This window comes from Pseudochrobactrum mosebachae, assembly GCF_048914685.1.
In the GTDB taxonomy this organism is placed as follows: Bacteria; Pseudomonadota; Alphaproteobacteria; order Rhizobiales; family Rhizobiaceae; genus Pseudochrobactrum.
This window is the reverse complement of record NZ_CP128408.1, coordinates 2673685-2693596: the sequence shown is the minus strand read 5'-3', so window position 1 is coordinate 2693596 and position 19912 is coordinate 2673685. Positions and strand designations below refer to the sequence as shown.

The window sequence follows — 19912 nt, the reverse complement described above, 5'->3', positions numbered from 1 at the left end:
ATAATTTTCTGTCATCTATAGTAAAACGGAAAACTTCTTCCCGCCACTGTGTAGTTGGTGCATTTTTATCTAACCTCCAGCTATTTTACAGCGATAATCTTTGCAAGCGCACAAACACAGCCGACATGGCAATGTTTTTAGAAAAGATTCGATAAAATTTGCAGAATTTCTATGGATTATTGCATTTAAGGGGTTACTTTTACCGAACGGCTTACCTATAAGACACGCTTAGCCCAGACGCATCATATAGCCTCTGAACCCGACGGTCATTCCGTTCGGGCTTTTGCCGCAGAGCCAAATAAGCGCTAAACACAGGATGAGATCATGCCAAAACGCACAGACATCAAATCGATTCTGATTATCGGAGCGGGACCAATCGTCATCGGTCAGGCATGCGAATTTGACTATTCAGGCACACAAGCCTGTAAAGCCCTTAAAGAAGAGGGCTACCGGATCATTTTGGTAAACTCCAATCCGGCAACCATTATGACAGATCCCGATCTGGCTGATGCCACTTACATCGAGCCGATCACACCGGAAGTTGTTGCAAAAATCATTGCCAAAGAACGTCCGGACGCATTGCTGCCAACCATGGGTGGTCAAACCGCACTGAATACCGCTTTGTCGCTTAAGCGCATGGGCATTCTCGATCGCTACAATGTAGAAATGATCGGTGCTGATGCCAAAGCTATTGATAAAGCTGAAGACCGCGCATTGTTCCGTGAAGCCATGGCTAAAATTGGCCTTGAAACTCCAAAATCTATGCTGGCTAACGCAACCGATGTTAAAGACATTGACCGTAAAGCCCATAAGATCAAGCGTGAAGAACTGAAAACCCAGCTCTCCGGCGACGAGCTTGATAAAGCTCTTGATAAGCTTGAAACTGAATGGCAGCTCGGCGAAACCGACCGCAAGCAGCGCTATATGACCCATGCTATGGGTCTGGCAGCACAAGCGCTTGATCATGTCGGCCTGCCTGCCATTATCCGTCCGAGCTTTACCCTTGGCGGCACCGGCGGCGGTATTGCCTATAACCGCTCGGAATTTCATGAAATTGTTGAGAGCGGCCTTGATGCATCGCCAACCACTGAAGTTCTGATCGAAGAATCAGTTCTCGGCTGGAAAGAATATGAAATGGAAGTGGTGCGCGATAAAGCGGACAACTGCATCATTATCTGTTCTATTGAAAATATCGACCCGATGGGCGTCCATACCGGTGATAGTATCACTGTGGCTCCAGCCCTGACACTGACTGATAAAGAATATCAGATCATGCGTGATGCCTCGATCGCAGTGTTGCGTGAAATCGGCGTTGAAACCGGCGGCTCCAATGTACAGTTCGCGGTTAATCCTGAAAATGGTCGTCTGATCGTTATCGAGATGAACCCGCGCGTGTCGCGCTCCTCGGCATTGGCCTCTAAAGCAACCGGCTTTCCGATTGCTAAAGTTGCAGCCAAGCTGGCTGTTGGCTACACCATGGATGAACTGGAAAACGACATTACCGGCGGTGCAACTCCGGCTTCTTTCGAGCCGAGCATCGATTATGTTGTCACCAAAATTCCGCGCTTTGCCTTTGAAAAGTTCCCAGGTGCAAACAATGTCCTGACCACGGCTATGAAGTCGGTTGGTGAAGTGATGGCAATTGGCCGTACATTTCAGGAAAGTTTGCAGAAAGCGCTGCGCGGCCTTGAAACAGGTCTGACCGGTCTTGATGAAATCGCCATTCCGAATATTGAAGATGGCGATGAAAAAAGCGCAATACGCGCAGCTATTGGCACCCCGACACAAGATCGTCTGCGTATGGTTGCACAGGCCATGCGCTTTGGTATGCCGCTGAATGAAATTCATGCAGCATGTAAAATTGATCCTTGGTTCCTTGAGCAGATGGCTGAAATTGTGGCCACGGAAGACCGTGTACGTGAACACGGCCTGCCGCAGGATGCCGAGAATATGCGCGCTCTGAAAGCCATGGGCTTCTCAGATAGCCGTCTGGCCAATATTATCGGCAAAGAGGCCGGTGATGTTGCCAAGCATCGTTTTGCGCTTGATGTGCATCCGATCTTCAAGCGCATTGATACCTGCGCTGCTGAATTTGCCTCACCAACCGCCTATATGTATTCAACCTATGAAGCACCATTTGCTGGTTCCTTAGCCTGTGAAGCCAATGTTTCAGACCGCAAAAAGGTTGTTATTCTCGGTGGTGGCCCTAACCGTATCGGTCAGGGTATCGAGTTCGATTATTGCTGCTGCCATGCCGCATTTGCTCTGAGCGATGCCGGTTATGAAGCGATCATGATCAACTGTAATCCGGAAACCGTTTCAACGGATTATGACACATCAGACCGCCTGTATTTTGAATCACTGACCGATGAAGACGTGCTGGAAATTCTGCGTAAAGAGCAGGAAAAAGGCACACTCCACGGCGTGATCGTACAGTTCGGCGGTCAGACACCGCTGAAACTCGCAAATGCTCTGGAACAAGCCAATATCCCGATCCTCGGCACCTCACCGGATGCGATTGATCTGGCTGAAGACCGCGACCGTTTCCAGAAACTTCTGGTGAAGCTTGGCCTGAACCAGCCGAAAAACGGACTTGCCTATTCAGTTGAACAGGCCCGCCTGGTTGCAAGTGAACTCGGCTTCCCGCTGGTTGTTCGCCCATCCTATGTTCTTGGTGGCCGTGCCATGCAGATCATCCATGATGAACGCATGTTGCAGAAATATCTGCTCGACACTTTGCCTGAGCTGGTAACCGAAGATATTAAAGCCAAATATCCAAGCGACAAAACCGGACAGATCAACACATTGCTGGGCAAAAACCCGCTGCTGTTTGATACCTATCTGACCGATGCGATCGAAGTGGATGTGGACTGCCTGTGCGACGGTAAAGATGCCTATGTTGCGGGCATTATGGAACATATTGAAGAAGCAGGTATTCACTCCGGTGACAGTGCCTGCTCGCTACCTGTTCACACTTTGAGTGATGAAATTGTTGCCGAACTGGAGCGCCAGACCATTGCAATGGCCAAAGCGCTTAATGTCGGCGGCTTGATGAACGTGCAATATGCCATCAAAGACAATGTCATCTATGTCCTTGAGGTGAACCCGCGCGCTTCGCGTACCGTTCCTTTTGTGGCGAAAACCAATGGCACACCGATTGCCAAGGTTGCAGCGCGTATCATGGCCGGTGAAAGCCTTGAAGAAGCATTGGCAGCCTATGGCGGCAAGCCGGATGTGAAAGCACAGCGCCATATTGCGGTTAAAGAAGCGGTGTTCCCGTTTGCCCGCTTTACCGGTGTCGACACCCTGCTCGGACCTGAAATGCGCTCGACAGGCGAAGTGATGGGGCTGGATTATGATTACGCTCTGGCCTTTGCCAAAGCGCAGCTTGGTGCAGGCGTTGACCTGCCACGTGATGGTACAGTGTTTGTATCGGTGCGTGATGAAGATAAATCGCGTATTGTCTCAGCGGTGCGCCGCCTTGCCGGTCTCGGCTTTAAGGTACTGGCAACCGGCGGCACACAGCGCTATCTGGCTGAACAGGGTATTGAAGCCACCAAGATCAACAAGGTTCAGGAAGGCCGTCCGCATATTGAAGACGCCATCCGTAACCGTCAGGTGCATATCGTGTTCAACACCACAGACAGCGTTAGTGCGGTATCCGACAGTAAATCAATCCGTCGTGCGGCCTTAATGCAGAAGCTGCCTTACTACACCACTATGTCTGGTGCAGAAGCTGTTTCTGAAGCCATTGCCGCTTTGAAAGCCGGTTCGCTTGAAGTTCGTCCTCTGCAGGACTACTTCAAAAAAGCCTGATTTTCGATGTTATAAAAACATAAAAGGCAGCCCTTTGGCTGCCTTTTTATTATATTAGCAATGAGCTACCACTTGGCCATCTCGGCCACGACAGCCCTCTTCCAAAGGCGGCATATGGAAATTCCTTTGCGTCTACTGTGACTTACACAGATAATTATTGCTCCGCAGATCAAGATTTACGCAGAGGCTGCCTTGTATTGGTAAAAAATGTCGCATATGTTAATCTCATCGAATTTTCGGTCGAGTGATTTTGCGGCCCGTACGGCAAGCCCGTACATCTCATAATCTTTCATCAACAACTTCGATCCACCGGGAACGCCCCAGAAAGGCGAACCTGAATTTACTATGAACTTGAAGGAATTTCCCATGGCTACGGGAACAGTTAAGTGGTTCAACACGACCAAGGGTTTCGGTTTTATTCAGCCAGATGAGGGCGGCACAGACGTGTTCGTTCATATCTCCGCTGTACAGCGCGCTGGCTTGGCTCAGCTCGATGAAGGCCAGAAAGTCACTTACGAAATCGTGCAGGACCGCCGCTCTGGTCGTTCATCTGCCGACAACCTTGTTGCAAACTAATTGGCAATAAAGGTGTAGACCTGAAGCGGATGAAATTCCATCTGCTACTGTTAAAACAGTATTCAGGCCTTGGCTAAAGATACAGGGTGTTCTGATCAAAACTGACTGACAATCTTGGATCGAAAAAAAGGCGGGCTCACCCGCCTTTTCTTTTTAGAATCTAAGTTCATTTATTTATTTTTGCATTCAAATCTGAGACTTTCGTTTACACAACATTCATAATCTAGAAACGAAATACATATACTAAAAATACTCTTATTATTACTATTTATTGATTCTATATTCGACGCGTAGGCACCTGACATTCCGGCCATATTTAAACTTGATAAAAATGACATAATAAATATAAATTTCTTCAATATAAAACCCCTTAATTTTTTAATATAAGCGCAGGTATACTGAAATTATACATTATTTATTATGTTTTTTCCTCACAACCGCCATTAATTGCTAATTAAAACTACAAAATATGCAAAAATACTTTCACATTAAGAAACTTTTCAATCAAAACTGTAAATAAAATTCCTATATTTCAAATTTTCATTTTTTTAAAAATCAACATCTTACATTTAAACTTAATGCAAAGCTTTTCTTGCACTCCGATCTTATTTGGGACATAACGCTGGTGCCGTAAGATCAAACAGTACGGCTCTATATAAGCGTTGCTCCCAACCGGTTTAGTGCGGCCGTTAAAGCTGTAAATACGCCGAGAACACTTGCGAACAGCCTAGTCTGTCATACAGCAATGTGTAACAACGCCGCTATAGCGCCTCCTCAATCTGCCGGCAATAACGCTGAAGCAACCGCAGTTGTGGAGATTGCGCGATGTTTGAGTTTTCACTTACCCTCCGGCTATTTGCCGGATCGCCAGTTCCATTCAGGAGTAATGATCATGGCATTCCTCGCCGACGCACTGTCCCGCGTAAAACCATCTGCCACTATTGCTGTCAGCCAGAAAGCTCGTGAGCTGAAAGCTAAAGGTAAAGATGTTATCAGCCTTGGCGCAGGTGAGCCGGATTTTGATACCCCTGACAATATTAAGCAGGCTGCAATTGACGCGATCAATCGCGGCGAAACCAAATATACTCCGGTTTCCGGCATCCCTGAACTGCGCAAGGCAATTGCAGCAAAGCTCAAGCGTGAAAACGGCCTGGACTATACATGGGAACAGACAATTGTCGGCACCGGCGGCAAGCAAATTCTGTTCAACGCCATGATGGCAACGCTGAATCCGGGCGACGAAGTTGTTATTCCTGCCCCTTATTGGGTCAGCTATCCGGAAATGGTTTCGCTTTGCGGCGGTACACCAGTTTTTGCTGAAACTACGATTGCTGACAACTTCAAGCTCAAACCTGAAGCACTGGAAGCTGCGATCACGCCAAAAACCAAATGGCTGATCCTCAACATGCCATCCAACCCAACAGGTGCAGCCTATCATGAAAGCGAAATTAAAGCGCTGACAGATGTATTGTTGCGTCACCCGCACGTCTGGGTGCTGACAGATGATATGTATGAGCATCTGGTTTATGGTGATTTCAAATTCACCACACCAGCACAGGTAGAGCCAAAGCTCTATGACCGCACACTGACCATGAACGGCGTTTCAAAAGCCTATGCGATGACCGGCTGGCGCATTGGTTATGCTGCAGGTCCGCTTGAACTGATTAAAGCAATGGATATGATTCAGGGGCAGCAGACCTCCGGCGCATGCTCAATTGCACAATGGGCATCAGTAGAAGCGTTGAATGGCCCGCAGGATTTCATTGAAAAGAACAAGGCGATCTTTCAGGGTCGCCGCGATCTGGTGGTTTCCATGCTCAATCAGGCAAAAGGCATCCATTGCCCTACTCCGGATGGCGCATTTTATGTTTATCCATCCGTTGAAGGCGCTATCGGCAAAACCGCGCCATCAGGCAAGCGGATCGAAAACGATGTTGATTTCATCAATGAACTTTTAGAAACTGAAGGTGTTGCAGTTGTACAGGGTTCGGCATTTGGCCTTGGACCAAATTTCCGTATTTCCTATGCAACTTCGGAAGCCCTGCTGGAAGAAGCTTGCACTCGTATTCAGCGTTTCTGCGCTTCACTGCGTTAAAGCTGCGTTTAAACCAACAGATAGAGCGCTGTGATTTTCGGATTACAGCGCAATCATCCAGCCCCGGCAAGCCTTCGCTTTTCGGGGCTTTTTGTATACTTGCACAATAATACAAATCAGAAGCAGCTCAGGAATCTGGACAAAAAAAAGCCGGACAAGTGTCCGGCTTGGAGTTTTGAAGGCGTCATATGGACAAGCCTTCGAGGGGAACACTTAGGATGCGCAATGGGAGGAGGAGACGCATCACTAAGATGACCCTTATATGCCTGTTTACCCCTGGCTTCACAACGCCCGTTCTTGCAAAGCAGCTATGCAATATAAGATAGCTCAGAATTTACGACATGCATTTTCTGCACAACTGCGAAATATAAAAAAGCCGGTAAAATACCGGCTTTAAATTCAGTTTAAATATGGTTGATTTTAAAAAGACCAGTTTCTGGCTTTTGAAAAAATAAAATCACGGAAAACATGGAGTTTGGCGGCGTTTTTAAGTGCTTCAGGATAACAGAAAAACGTATCAAAAGTCGGTATTTCACCCAGCGCCGGCAATAAACGCACCATGCCTGAGGTTTTGTCCGCCATGTAATCCGGCAGAACGCCGATTCCGACGCCGCCCAGCACAGCACGACGGATAGAGAGCAAATTATTGACCTGCAGGGTCGGAATACGTGCGCTGCCATCGGTACGACCGGCAATTTCAAGCCAGTTTAAACCCGCCAAATACGATGGCGCCGATTCACCAAACGTTACAATACGGTGGTCATCCAGCTCTTCAATGGTGTTCAACTTGCCATATTTGGCAATATAGCCTTCAGACGCATAAACATGCATATGCACAGTAAACAACCGGCGCTGGATAAGATCAGGCTGTTGTGGCTGACGCAAACGCAGAGCACAATCCGCGTGACGCATCGTCAGATCCAGCTCTTCATCATCAAGAATAAGCTGCACCTGCACATCCGGATAGAGATCCGCGAACTCTTCCATCCGCTCAATCAGCCAGCCAGAACCAAGCCCGACAGTGGTCGTAACACGCAAGCGGCCGGATGGTTTTTCACGGTTTTCATTGAGCTTGCTACGTACATTTTCAAGCTTCATCAGCACATCATGGGCTGTGCGATAAAGGATCTCCCCCTGTTCGGTCAGAATGAGGCCACGTGCATGACGATAGAACAGCGCAACGCCGACATCCTGCTCAAGCGCACTCACCTGCCGTGAAATCGCAGATTGCGACAAATGCAATGTCTGCGCGGCATGGGTAAACGAGCCTGCCTCAGCGGCGGCATGAAAAATGCGTAGCTTATCCCAGTCGAGTGGTGCCACCACACTATCCCCTTTTCAGGCAATTAACGTCTCTCTCTATCAACGGCAATTGCTTTTTCATCCTCCGGCGCGCAACAGAACGCAGGTTCTGCGCTTCCCATTCCAACAGTCACAGTCGATCAGAATCAATTTATATTCGCTATTTGGCAGCAAACAAAAAATTGTGGCAACTTATAATCAGCGATACAACAAAATACCGACTATATAGCCTAAATACGCGCACTATCATTTTGATATTATACGTATTTAGGCATTGATAGCTGTTAAATCCGCCGATTTTCCGACTGAGGCTAGCTGATTATGTCTCAGGCTGCGCCGCCAACCAGCGCTCGGCTTCAAGAGCCGCCATGCAACCAAGTCCCGCCGCAGTTACAGCTTGACGGAAAACATCGTCACTCACATCGCCTGCTGCAAAAACACCTTCAATACTGGTGGCAGTTGAATCGGGAGCAGTCCACAAATAACCACTATCCTTCATTTTGAGCTGTTCTTGAAACAATGAAACCGCAGGAGCATGGCCAATTGCCACAAATACACCATCGGTCTTCACATCACTGATCACCCCGCTCACGGTATCTTTGAGACGCACACCGGTAACAATCGGACCCATTGGTGGCTGTGCCGGATTACCGGTAATTTCTTCAACAGCATGGTTCCATATAACATTGACATTCTCACGCTTCAGCAAACGTTCCTGCAAAATCTTTTCCGCACGAAAACCGTCACGGCGATGCACAACGGTAACCGATTTGGCGATATGCGAGAGATAAAGCGCTTCTTCAACCGCAGTATTGCCGCCACCAACCACAATCACATCTTTGCCACGGTAGAAAAAACCGTCGCAGGTTGCACAGGCTGACACGCCGCCACCCATAAAATGCTGTTCACTTTCAAGCCCCAGCCATTTGGCCTGCGCTCCGGTGGCAATAATCAACGCATCACAAGTAAAAATGGTGCCGCTGTCGGTTTTAGCGGTGAACGGGCGCTTGGAAAGATCAACTTCTGAGACCAGATCATAAACAATTTCCGCGCCGACATTTTCAGCCTGTTTGGCCATTTGCTCCATCATCCACGGCCCCTGAACCGCTTCAGCATAGCCGGGATAGTTTTCCACATCAGTGGTGATCATCAGCTGACCGCCCTGCTCCAGCCCTGTCACAATCACTGGCTTAAGCATAGCGCGCGCGGCATAAATTGCTGCCGTGTAACCGGCAGGGCCGGAACCGATGATAAGCACTGGAACATGGCGCTGGGTCATGAAAATCTCTCTTTCCGCATAAATATCAGATAAATTTTATTACTACTCTGACAGAGCAGTGTTGGTTTGAACCTAGGTTTCACACTATCAGATTACAAGCTGAAGCGCGGCTTAAGCTTAATTTAATCCACGCTTTATTCGGGTTTAAGGGTCTTTGCGCACTGTGCCGGTTACGTGAGGCCGAAGAAAAAGCCGTGCAGTGTTCCTAAGAAGTCACAAGTGGTTTTTGTTGCAGCGCTATCCCATAGGAAAGGCATAAAAATTTTGCTAGTGAACTATAGTTTTCTTATAAAGAGATCACATAGAGTGTCAGCAGCATTGCTTATCATTGCAGATTTTCATCATCTGTAGCGCTGAGTAAATTTCGAAACGCGAAAGGGCAGGATCATTTTCCGCTTTGTAAGTAATATTTGTTCGCGTTTAGGTCTGATCATGGCCGTGGCAATGCTGTTTCCTGCAATGTTTGACTTGCGCGACGGCACGCCGGACTGGCTCATTTTTGTACGCTCGTCACTGTTTACCGCCGCCATGTCGTCGCTGGTTTTTGTTTCCACCCAGCATAGCCATGTGCGCTTTTCACCACGCCTTGGCTTTCTGCTGACCGTCTCACTCTGGGTCACAGCCGCGCTGATCGGTTCTATACCATTTTATTTTTCGCATCTCCCAATCAGCTTTGCGACTGCATTATTTGAATCCACTTCCGGCATCACCGCCACCGGCTCTACAGCACTGGTAGGACTTGACCAGATGCCGCGCGGCATTCTGATCTGGCGCTCACTGCTATGCTGGATCGGTGGTATCGGGTTTATCGGATTGGCACTCTTACTTCTGCCATCGCTTCGCATTGGCGGCGTGCAGCTGTTTCATATGGAATCATCCGATAAATCAGAAAAAATTCTACCCCGGGTCAATCAGCTGGCAACCGGCATTATTATCGCTTATTGCGGACTAACAATGCTTTGCATCGTATCGTATTTTGCCGCTGGCATGGGCATGTTCGATGCCATTAATCACGGCCTGACAACAATTTCCACAGCCGGTTATTCGACCCACGATGCCTCATTCGGATTTTTTAGTGGTAACAATGCCATTCTTATCGTGGCTATGATTTTCATGACCCTCGGTTCATTACCGTTTATTCTCTATATTAAAGCGGTCATCCCCCAGCAATTGCCAAACCTGCTGGATCCGCAGGTAAAGCTGTTTTTATCTCTGATCGTGCTATTTACATTCGCGCTCGCTATTTTACTGCGTGTAAGCTCTGATCTGCCATTTGGTACAGCTCTGCTGCAGGCCGGTTTCCACTTCATATCTGTCCTTACTACCACCGGCTTTGCCACGCAGGATTATACACTTTGGGGGCCGGCTGCTGTTGGTGTGTTTTTTCTGGCTTCATTCATTGGTGGCTGCGCCGGATCAACCTCCGGCGGCATGAAGATCAATCGTATCATCATTCTCTGGCGCACAACCCAAGCCAGCCTGACTCGCTTGGTTATGCCCCATGCTGTTGTCAAAGCCCGCTATGGCTCTTCGGAAATCACTCCTGATATTGCCCAAAGCGCCCTGCTCTATCTGTTTTTATACTTTGCTTCCCTGATCATCGGCACAATGGCACTGGCAACATTCGGGCTGGATTTTACCTCAGCTTTCACCGGAGCGTTAACAGCTTTGTCCAATGTCGGCCCCGGCCTTGGTGAAACTATCGGGCCTGCCGGTAACTTCTCAACCATTAATGATAATGCATTATGGGTGCTGAGCTATCTGATGCTGGCAGGAAGACTGGAGCTGATCACGGTTGCCATTCTGTTTACCCGCGCCTTCTGGATCAGGTGAATGGTTGATAGTTTCAATTAATCATTCTCATTGTTTCATTCATGCTATAATGCGTAGAGTCTAAAGCAATTCTTGAAAAGCGGGTTCTGTGTGTCTGGAGCCGCCATTCTTCTTGCATTGCACCTAAATAACTGATTAGAGCAGTGAGGCGATTTTTATAAAATCGCCGTTTAGACCTGAATATTCACGCTGCCATATTGCGGTTGAAACCATAATATTGACAGTTCAAAGACATTTTTATTGCCATCCGCTACGGAGTACCCATGCCGATTAAGGTTGATCTTGATGATATTGACTGGAAAATTCTGCGGGAACTGCAAAATAACGGGCGCATGACCAATGTCGAGCTGGCCGAAAGGGTCGGCATTTCGGCTCCGCCATGCCTTCGCCGCGTGAGAAAGCTTGAAGAAAGCGGTGTCATTCAGGGCTATCAGGCGATTATCAAAGGTGAAGCTGTCGGACAGGATCTGGTAGCATTTTGCTCAATCGGCCTGAAGCACCAGTCAGACAGCGAACTGAAAGCTTTCGCCGAAAAAACAAAATCCTGGTCGTTGGTACGCCGTGCATGGATGGTTTCCGGAGAGTCGGATTTCCTGTTGCATTGCGTAGCACCCAATCTCAACGCATTTCAGACTTTTGTGATTGAAGAGCTGACAGCAACACCCAATGTCGATTCTGTGCGCACTGCTTTGACGATCAAACCGGTTAAAGATGAAGTGCTGATTGCGATCTGACTTTTAGATGCGGCAAATAAAAAAGCGGGTTCAAAACCCGCTTTTTGCATTTTATTCCTGAGCGAAAATCTCTTCATAAAACCTGCCGATTGTCTCAGCCTCGCGCTCGAGCGGAAACAATGTCTGAACGCGTTTCAGACCGTTATCTGCATGTTTTGCTGCCAAAGCAGGATCGCGGAAATACCTCTGAATCGCAGAGACCATTGATTGACCTGAAGGCACCACATAGCCGGTCTCGCCTTCAACCACCAATTCAGGATAGGCACCGGCATCACTGGCAACAACAGCCGTGTGCGAAGCCATAGCTTCAAGCGGAGTCAAACCAAAACCCTCGGTGCGAGATGGTGCTACATACACATCAAGACGGCGATACCAAGCACTGATACCAATATCTCCGCTTTCATCCGTGCCGACAAACGGCACTTCACCGAGAAAAATCAGCCGGTCAGCCAGGCCGGCCTTGCGCGCTTTTTCCTGCAACTCTTTTTCAAAACCCTGATGCTCGGCCGTAGCCCGCCCTGCCACCACTGCCGTCCAGTCCGGATAATGCGGTAGCAGCTCGATCATCGCATCGACAAATAAATCAGTGCCTTTTTGATGCCGCACACGACCAAAACAGCCAATGGCATATTTGCCCGGCAAACCGGTGGCAGCAAAATGATCCTGCGCAGTGCGCGGCGGATGAAACAGCTCCAGATCAATTCCGTGCATACTCACAGTATTCGGAACTTCAAGATAGCCGGCAGTACGACCACTTGTGGCTAAAACGCCGTCCATTTGACGGATCAGCCATTTGGTAAAGTTTTTATGGTGACGCTGCGAAGCTGAAGTAAAAACCAGCTTCAGCTTCATGCGCAGAACATCACGCATCACAATGCCTGCGAGCATTTCCACATTGCGGCGCGCATGCCAGATACGGCATGCCTTGCCTGAAGCAGGCTTACGCCATAATCCGGCAAGGTCGCGTAACAAAATATGCGGCAATGTTTCAGGCAGCCCCGGCCCGACAGCTGCGATCTTAATGCCCATTTTACGCTGCACCGGCACCAGCGCGACAATCGTCGAGGTGACGCCGGAGAGACGTTTTTTAAAATTAGGCGCTATGATATCAGTATCGGCAAGGGAAACACGCACGGATCAAATATATTTCATACCAAGAATTTCATAGGAACGGGCACCGCCCGGCGCATTAAATTCAACAGTATCACCGGCACTTTTGCCGATCAAAGCACGGGCAATCGGCGACGAGATCGAGATACGGCCTTTTTTAACATCCGCCTCCTGATCACCAACGATCTGGTAAACCCGCTCTTCTTCACTGTCTTCATCGATCAATGTTACTGTGGCGCCAAATTTAATGGTTGTGCCGGAAAGCTTTGAAATATCGATCACTTCAGCGCGGCCGATATAGTCTTCCAACTCACCAACGCGGCCTTCATTCAGGCTCTGCGCTTCTTTAGCAGCGTGATATTCTGCATTCTCGGAAAGATCGCCGTGAGCACGCGCTTCCGAAATCGCTTCAATGATGCGCGGACGCTCAACCTGCTGACGCCAGCGCAGTTCCTCTTTAAGCTGATCAAAGCCAGCCTGTGTCATAGGGAACTTTTCCATGCCCTGTCCTTTCACGTGTCTAATATGCGCGTTTTTCATGCGCACCAAGGCTCAAACCCTCGATAAGACTCAAAAATAAAACGGCCCCCGAAGCGGTGCTTCGGAACCGTTCAACATTTACTACATATTTCAATCATGGTGCCAGTTTTGCAAACAAAAAGAAAGAGCAAAAAGCATCGTCAAAAAACTTGTGAAAAACTTCTGTCCTCACATTAAAGCAGCAAGTTTTTACGAAACAAAATTATCAAACTATTTTATTTTTTACTAAGTTTTCATAATATTTTTACCATCAAAAACCGTAGAAAATTCAAAGCAACAATATAAAATCCTAAATCAGAAATATTATAATGAGACAAACCATATAGATGTAATGTTGAAGCATTATAGCTATCAGTTATGTCTTTTTTTCAAACATAGCTTCATAACGATAACCGGCTTGCTTTCCCATAATAATGCAGCATAGTGAATGTGGTTTAAATATCTTTTCCGCATTCAGCTCTATCAGATGAGTTCTGTAATTACGCGCAAAAACCTTTGCAGGAACAAGCCAGTTACAGACATATCTAATATTTGAAAACACGGTATGCTTAAACGCTACATTGCACTTCAGATATTCACTCCGGTAAACCTGAATACAAACATCCTATGCTCTTCTATTCAGGCTCTTGCATGACACAGTCCCGCGCTAATCTTCTGCTCCTTTTTGCCGGCTTGATCTGGGGACTCGGCTTTGTCGCCCAGTCTACAGCCATGGCAAACTTAAGCCCTCTTACCTTTATCGGCTTACGCTTTATTGTGGCAACATTGGCTGTTGCGCCACTGGCTCTACTTGAAACCAAACGCGCCACCACCCCCCTGCGCGCCGCGGATTATAAGGCATTCATGATTCTCGGCCTCATGCTGGTTTCGGGCATGATCTTGCAGCAAACCGGCCTGCTCACCACGTCTGTCACCAATGCAGGCTTTTTGACCGGCCTTTATGTCGTACTGGTTCCGATTTTAGGGGTAATATTGTTTTCACAATGGCCGCATCCAATTGTCTGGATCTGCGCGATTATCAGCCTCACCGGCATATGGATGTTATCAGGCGGCTCACTAAATGGCTTCAGCAAAGGTGATTGGCTGATGATCGCAGGCGCTTTTTTCTGGGCTTTACAAGGCTTGTTCATCGCCCGCTACGCATTGCGGATCGGGCGCCCTGTCACCATGGCTTGTATCCAGTTTGCTGTCGTCGCCATTGTCGGTCTTGGGCTTGCCTTAATATTTGAAACCATAGAATGGCCGGCCATCAAGGCAGCCGCACCGGAAGTGCTTTTTACCGGCGTTTTCTCATCCGGCATCGCCTTTACACTACAAGCAATCGGTACACGCTATACCAGCGCACCACAGGCAGCGATCTTTCTGTCATCCGAGGCTTTGTTTGCCGCCCTGTTTGGCGCAATCATTCTCGGAGAACGCCTGCCATCAATTGGCCTTGCTGGTTGCGCCCTGATTTTCGCGTCGATGCTAATGGTTGAGATTGTACCCCGTCTGCGCTTCAAAAAAGCACCGGCCTGAGACAAAGCCGGTGCAAAATCCTTATTAGCCGCCAAATACTGCAAAATAGCTCTGGAAAACACCATGTTCCCACCTATCTTGTTACTACTTTAACAGCGTCTGATCGTTTCACAGGGTGTTACAAAGTCCGGAACCCTGATAAACAGATGCAATAGTCAACCAATAAACTGATTTTAAAAACCGTTTCAGCACGTGTTTAAGGATATGCAGCGAATGGCGCGTATATTATTTTTGGCATTCGTCTCTATAATACTCAGCGGCTGTACCGGCGCACGTGCTGTGCTCTGGCATGGGCCTAATTCCAGTCCAGCTTCTTTGGCCGCCGCGCAGGCAGCATTTATTAAGCCTGCCAAACCCGCTGCAGTTGTGCCGGTTTTCGTCGCGACAAGCCGTCAGCGCAGCAATGATTTTTCGATGCCCTATAATTCACAACGTTCCGCAACCTTGAATTTTTCGCGCGTTGATGTCGGCATACCCAAAGCGCATGTCAAAGGCGTGGTTGAAAAAACCGGCTACAAGCCTGATCCGGCTAAGCATTTTGCTGCTGTCAGCTTCCAGCCCTTTGATAACAGCCAGATATTTGTCAACAAACTCAATCAGGCACTCGATAAGCAGCCTGCCAAAGATCAGGAATTGCTGATCTTTGTTCACGGTTATAATAATAATTTTGCAGACAGCACCTTTCGTGCAGCGCAATTTACCCATGATTACGGCCTGAAATCAGTCGCGGTGCATTATGCATGGCCGTCGGCCGCATCGCTGGGTCTTTATGTCTACGACCGTGACAGCGCTAATTTCGCACGCGACGGCCTTGCAGAATTGCTGGTATTAGCCTCAAAAACCAAAGCCAAGCGCATATTACTAGTCGGGCATTCCATGGGTAGTTTTGTCACGATGGAAGCATTGCGCACACTTTCACTCAATGAAGAACGCACAGCCCTGAAGCGCATCAATAATGTCTTGCTTGCAGCACCCGATATTGATCTCGATGTCTTTGAAAAACAGGTCAAGGATGTTACCCCGCTACCGCCAATGGCCGTTCTGGTATCACGCAATGACAGCGCCCTCAATATTTCAGGTCGTATTACCGGCGGGCATTCGCGCGTCGGCGACGGCTCCAGTATCACCACTTTACAAAAATATGGCATTGCCGTGCTTGATGCCAGCAGTGTCGACGGCGGGGCGCATAGCGTCTTTGCTTCATCACCCACTCTGATGGCTCTGGTCAGTGATGGTAGCCTGTCACTTAATACACTGAAGGGTGAAGGTCAGACCTCAGGTGAAGCGATACTGGCAGATGGCACATCCGTAGTTGCAGGCGCAGCATCAATGGTTATTTACTTGCCGGGTCGAATTTTAACCGCTGCTGCAACTGGCTTCCAGCAATAAAAACCGCATTTTTGCAGTGCCCTTGCTTGTGTCAGGCAAGAGCACTGCTGATAATTACAGAATGTAAAGTAACCACATTTTACAATATTATTTTCAATTATAAAATTTAAGTATTATATTATAAAAATATGCATTCAGGCTGCATTCACATAAAGCATTATAGAACAGGTTAACGATCGAAAATCGTAAAGATGCCGGTTATATAATATGGGTTGTTTTATAGAAAAACGGAACCGATTACATCGTGATCCGTTTATACAATAAAGCGTTCGTTAAAATATTCAGATCTATCTGCCGGCTATAATAAACGCACTTTTCTCACAGGGAGATACAGTATGAAACGGGTTATGAAATCGGCAATTCTTGCCATTGCCCTGCTTTCGGCAACTGCTGCACAGGCAGCCAACGCGATTGTGACAACAAATCTCAACCTGCGCACCGGTCCCGGCACCAATTACGGCACCCTCGGCTCAATCCCGAATGGTTCACGCGTAGATGTACGCGGCTGCACCAGTGGCTATGGCTGGTGTCAGGTGAGCTATGCAGGTCGTTCGGGCTGGGCATCATCGCGATATCTCGCTGTGCGTGAAGGATCATCCGGCAATTACAGCAACAATAATTTTGGCACAACCGCAGCCACAATCGGCATTCCGTTGATTGCAGGCGTGGTAATTGGTTCTGCACTCAACAATAATAATAACCGCTGGGATCGCCCTTATTACCGGCCGAACCGTCCGCATCGTCCGGGCTGGAATAGCCATCGCCCAAATCGTCCGGGCTGGAATAACGGACACCGACCAAACCGTCCAGGCTGGAACAGCAGCAACAAGCCAAACCGTCCAGGCTGGAACAATGGTAACCGCCCTAACCGTCCGGGCTGGAACAACACCAACAAACCAAACCGCCCGCATGCACAGCGCCCGCGTCGTGGCGGTGATGGTCCACACGGAAAATAATATAACGCGGCTTTATACCTGCGTAATAAAACGCCGCAGATTATTCTGCGGCGTTTTTGTCTGCCCCCATACTCAATCTGATATAAATTTAACCCAAACAAATTGTACCCTTTTCGTTCTATACATATATACCTATATTCACTATAATAATGCGCTGACTATACTGTGCCTGCTGCCCGATCTGGCCCAATCCAGCTTAGTGCGTTCCGGCCGATGAGAGAGTTTTGACATGTCCGACAAAGACAAGCCGCCCCATTTTCCTGACAGCCAAAGCAGTCAGCCAGAAACCAATGGCTTTGAAGAACAGGCACAGGCTGAACTTTCAGGAATTCCGCTGTCTTCATCTGTGTCCGACTGGTCGCGATTGATTAGTGAGCTGGCAGAGGAGCCGCTGCACACGGCAATGCAAAAGCCTGCTCCGGCTAAAAAAACGACGGTGAAAAAACCGGCTCTCAAAAAAGAACCCTCGTCTAAAAGCAAAGCCGCCACACTCAAAGAACGCGTTGCCTCCGGCCTTAATCCGGTATCCGGCATGGATATCACCATGGAAGATGCCGCCAATATGCCCGGCAGTGGCGCAACCGCTACGGTTGAAGCCCTGTCAGCCCTGATTGAATCAGGTAATCCGCTGTTTAAAAATGGCAAGCTCTGGGCACCGCACCGGCCTGAGCGGCCTGAAAAATCCGAAGGCGGTATTCTGCTCAAAATGGAGACAGAATATACTCCCGCCGGCGATCAGCCGACAGCGATTGCCGACCTTGTTGAAGGCATTGAAAACAACGATCAGACGCAGGTGCTGCTTGGTGTGACCGGCTCCGGTAAAACCTTTACTGTTGCCAATATTATTGAACGCACGCAGCGTCCGGCATTGATTCTCGCCCCGAATAAAACGCTGGCCGCCCAGCTTTACGGGGAGTTTAAAAGTTTCTTTCCGAATAATGCCGTTGAATATTTTGTTTCATATTATGACTATTACCAGCCTGAAGCCTATGTAGCGCGCTCCGATACATTCATTGAAAAAGAATCCTCCATCAATGAAGAAATTGACCGGATGCGCCACTCGGCAACCCGATCGCTAATTGAACGCGATGATGTGATTATTGTTGCTTCAGTGTCCTGTATCTACGGTATTGGTTCGGTTGAAACCTATACCGCAATGACTTTCGAAATGAAGATTGGCGACCGCCTTGACCAGCGCCAGCTGCTCGCAGATCTGGTCGCACAGCAATATAAGCGTCAGGATATCAATTTCGTGCGCGGTTCATTCCGTGTACGCGGCGATACAATTGAATTGTTTCCAGCACATTTGGAAGACCGCGCCTGGCGTATTTCGCTTTTTGGCGACGAGATTGAAACCATCACCGAATTCGACCCGCTGACAGGGCAGAAAACCGGTGACCTCAAATCAGTTAAAATCTATGCCAATTCGCATTATGTAACGCCGCGCCCGACACTCAATCAGGCTATTAAATCGATCAAAGACGAGTTGAAACACCGACTTGTCGAGCTTAACAATGCGGGGCGATTACTGGAAGCCCAGCGCCTGGAACAGCGCACCACATTTGACATTGAGATGTTGGAAGCCACCGGCTCTTGTGCCGGCATTGAAAACTACTCGCGCTATCTCACCGGTCGCCAACCCGGCGAACCGCCGCCGACCTTGTTTGAATATATTCCGGATAATGCACTGGTTTTCATTGATGAAAGCCATGTGACCGTACCCCAGATCGGCGGCATGTATCGGGGCGACTTTAAGCGTAAGGCAACACTGGCCGAATACGGCTTCCGCCTACCATCATGCATGGATAACCGCCCGCTGCGCTTTGAAGAATGGGATGCAATGCGCCCGCAAACTGTTGCCGTATCAGCAACGCCGGGCAAGTGGGAAATGGAGCAATCCGGTGGTGTATTTGCCGAGCAGCTCATCCGTCCGACAGGGCTGATTGATCCGCCGGTGGAAGTGCGCCCTGCCCGCTCGCAGGTTGATGATGTGCTGGGTGAAATCCGCGAAACCGCTAAAAAAGGCTATCGCTCACTCATCACAGTTCTCACCAAGCGTATGGCTGAAGATCTTACCGAATACCTGCATGAACAAGGTGTACGGGTACGCTATATGCACTCGGATATCGATACGCTGGAGCGTATTGAAATTATCCGCGACCTGCGTCTTGGTGCCTTTGACGTATTGATCGGGATTAACCTGCTGCGTGAAGGGCTGGATATTCCGGAATGCGCCTTTGTGGCTATTCTCGATGCCGATAAAGAAGGCTTCCTGCGGTCTGAAACCTCACTTGTGCAGACCATTGGCCGTGCCGCGCGAAATGTTGACGGTCATGTGATTCTCTATGCCGACAAAATTACCGGCTCGATGGAGCGCGCGATGGGTGAAACCAGCCGGCGCCGTGAAAAACAGGTGGCCTATAATACTGAGCATGGCATCACGCCAGAGAGTATCAAGAAAAATATCTCTGATATTCTCAACTCCGTTTATGAGCGCGACCATGTGCGGGCAGATATCACCGGTTTCGCTGAACAAGGTGGTATGGTCGGTAATAATCTTACCGCGCATCTTGAGCATCTTGAAAAGAAAATGCGTGAGGCAGCCGGGGATCTGGACTTTGAAACCGCCGCGCGTCTGCGTGACGAGATTAAACGTCTGCGTGAAAAAGAACTCGCGATTGCGGATGATCCGCTGGCACGCGAAGCTGAAATGTCGCTTGAGCAGCCGAACCGCAAGGGCGGCAGAGGCAAAACTTCGCCATCA

Annotated in this window: 12 protein-coding genes and 1 pseudogene; 9 read left to right on the top strand and 4 right to left on the bottom strand. The window is 48.6% G+C overall.

The annotated features are described in order from the left end of the window. Positions 1-324: 324 nt before the first annotated feature. From carB to MP213Fo_RS12210, 3 genes are all read left to right on the top strand, one after another. Complete coding sequence (gene carB / locus MP213Fo_RS12220) at positions 325-3816, top strand: carbamoyl-phosphate synthase large subunit (protein WP_421089263.1); 3492 nt, start codon at positions 325-327, stop codon at positions 3814-3816. A 366-nt stretch (positions 3817-4182) separates the two neighbouring features. Further along, positions 4183-4392, top strand: a complete 210-nt coding sequence (locus tag MP213Fo_RS12215; protein WP_421089262.1) for a cold-shock protein — start codon at positions 4183-4185, stop codon at positions 4390-4392. Between the two features lie 892 nt (positions 4393-5284). Then, positions 5285-6487 (top strand): pyridoxal phosphate-dependent aminotransferase, encoded by a 1203-nt coding sequence (locus MP213Fo_RS12210; protein ID WP_421089261.1) that lies wholly within the window; start codon positions 5285-5287, stop codon positions 6485-6487. Positions 6488-6907: 420 nt separating this feature from the next. On the opposite strand, the gene MP213Fo_RS12205 is transcribed toward MP213Fo_RS12210, so the two are convergent. Next, complete coding sequence (locus MP213Fo_RS12205) at positions 6908-7813, bottom strand: LysR family transcriptional regulator (RefSeq protein WP_421089260.1); 906 nt, start codon at positions 7811-7813, stop codon at positions 6908-6910. Positions 7814-8108: 295 nt separating this feature from the next. Next, positions 8109-9068 (bottom strand): thioredoxin-disulfide reductase, encoded by a 960-nt coding sequence (gene trxB, locus MP213Fo_RS12200; protein ID WP_421089259.1) that lies wholly within the window; start codon positions 9066-9068, stop codon positions 8109-8111. Between the two features lie 432 nt (positions 9069-9500). Here trxB and MP213Fo_RS12195 point away from each other — a divergent pair, with 432 nt between their 5' ends. Both MP213Fo_RS12195 and MP213Fo_RS12190 read left to right on the top strand, forming a co-directional pair. Further along, a complete protein-coding gene (locus MP213Fo_RS12195; RefSeq protein WP_421089258.1) occupies positions 9501-10901 on the top strand; it encodes a TrkH family potassium uptake protein in 1401 nt (466 codons plus the stop codon). 263 nt (positions 10902-11164) lie between these two features. Then, a complete protein-coding gene (locus MP213Fo_RS12190) occupies positions 11165-11635 on the top strand; it encodes an Lrp/AsnC family transcriptional regulator (protein WP_421089257.1) in 471 nt (156 codons plus the stop codon). Between the two features lie 51 nt (positions 11636-11686). On the opposite strand, the gene MP213Fo_RS12185 is transcribed toward MP213Fo_RS12190, so the two are convergent. Beyond that, complete coding sequence (locus MP213Fo_RS12185; protein WP_421089256.1) at positions 11687-12769, bottom strand: glycosyltransferase family 4 protein; 1083 nt, start codon at positions 12767-12769, stop codon at positions 11687-11689. A 3-nt stretch (positions 12770-12772) separates the two neighbouring features. Continuing rightward, positions 12773-13246, bottom strand: a complete 474-nt coding sequence (gene greA, locus MP213Fo_RS12180; RefSeq protein WP_421089255.1) for a transcription elongation factor GreA — start codon at positions 13244-13246, stop codon at positions 12773-12775. A gap of 669 nt (positions 13247-13915) precedes the next feature. On the opposite strand from greA, the gene MP213Fo_RS12175 reads away from it, so the two are divergent. From MP213Fo_RS12175 to uvrB, 4 genes and pseudogenes are all read left to right on the top strand, one after another. Then, a complete protein-coding gene (locus MP213Fo_RS12175) occupies positions 13916-14803 on the top strand; it encodes a DMT family transporter (protein ID WP_421089254.1) in 888 nt (295 codons plus the stop codon). Between the two features lie 213 nt (positions 14804-15016). Further along, positions 15017-16192: an alpha/beta hydrolase gene (locus MP213Fo_RS12170; protein WP_421089253.1), complete on the top strand. Its 1176-nt coding sequence runs from the start codon at positions 15017-15019 to the stop codon at positions 16190-16192. 335 nt (positions 16193-16527) lie between these two features. Next, the gene (locus MP213Fo_RS12165; RefSeq protein WP_421089252.1) at positions 16528-17148 is read left to right on the top strand and encodes an SH3 domain-containing protein; all 621 of its coding nucleotides are present in this window, start codon (positions 16528-16530) and stop codon (positions 17146-17148) included. A gap of 229 nt (positions 17149-17377) precedes the next feature. Further along, positions 17378-19859 (top strand): annotated as a pseudogene (gene uvrB, locus MP213Fo_RS12160) (excinuclease ABC subunit UvrB); the annotation flags it as partial. Positions 19860-19912 lie beyond the last annotated feature (53 nt).

Bases quoted from the DNA above. Each gene is read 5' to 3' on its own strand.
- carB (WP_421089263.1), top strand. From the start codon at position 325: ATGCCAAAACGCACAGACATCAAATCGATTCTGATTATCGGAGCGGGA.
- MP213Fo_RS12215 (WP_421089262.1), top strand. From the start codon at position 4,183: ATGGCTACGGGAACAGTTAAGTGGTTCAACACGACCAAGGGTTTCGGT.
- MP213Fo_RS12210 (WP_421089261.1), top strand. From the start codon at position 5,285: ATGGCATTCCTCGCCGACGCACTGTCCCGCGTAAAACCATCTGCCACT.
- trxB (WP_421089259.1), bottom strand. From the start codon at position 9,068: ATGACCCAGCGCCATGTTCCAGTGCTTATCATCGGTTCCGGCCCTGCC.
- MP213Fo_RS12195 (WP_421089258.1), top strand. From the start codon at position 9,501: ATGGCCGTGGCAATGCTGTTTCCTGCAATGTTTGACTTGCGCGACGGC.
- MP213Fo_RS12190 (WP_421089257.1), top strand. From the start codon at position 11,165: ATGCCGATTAAGGTTGATCTTGATGATATTGACTGGAAAATTCTGCGG.
- greA (WP_421089255.1), bottom strand. From the start codon at position 13,246: ATGGAAAAGTTCCCTATGACACAGGCTGGCTTTGATCAGCTTAAAGAG.
- MP213Fo_RS12175 (WP_421089254.1), top strand. From the start codon at position 13,916: ATGACACAGTCCCGCGCTAATCTTCTGCTCCTTTTTGCCGGCTTGATC.
- MP213Fo_RS12170 (WP_421089253.1), top strand. From the start codon at position 15,017: ATGGCGCGTATATTATTTTTGGCATTCGTCTCTATAATACTCAGCGGC.
- MP213Fo_RS12165 (WP_421089252.1), top strand. From the start codon at position 16,528: ATGAAACGGGTTATGAAATCGGCAATTCTTGCCATTGCCCTGCTTTCG.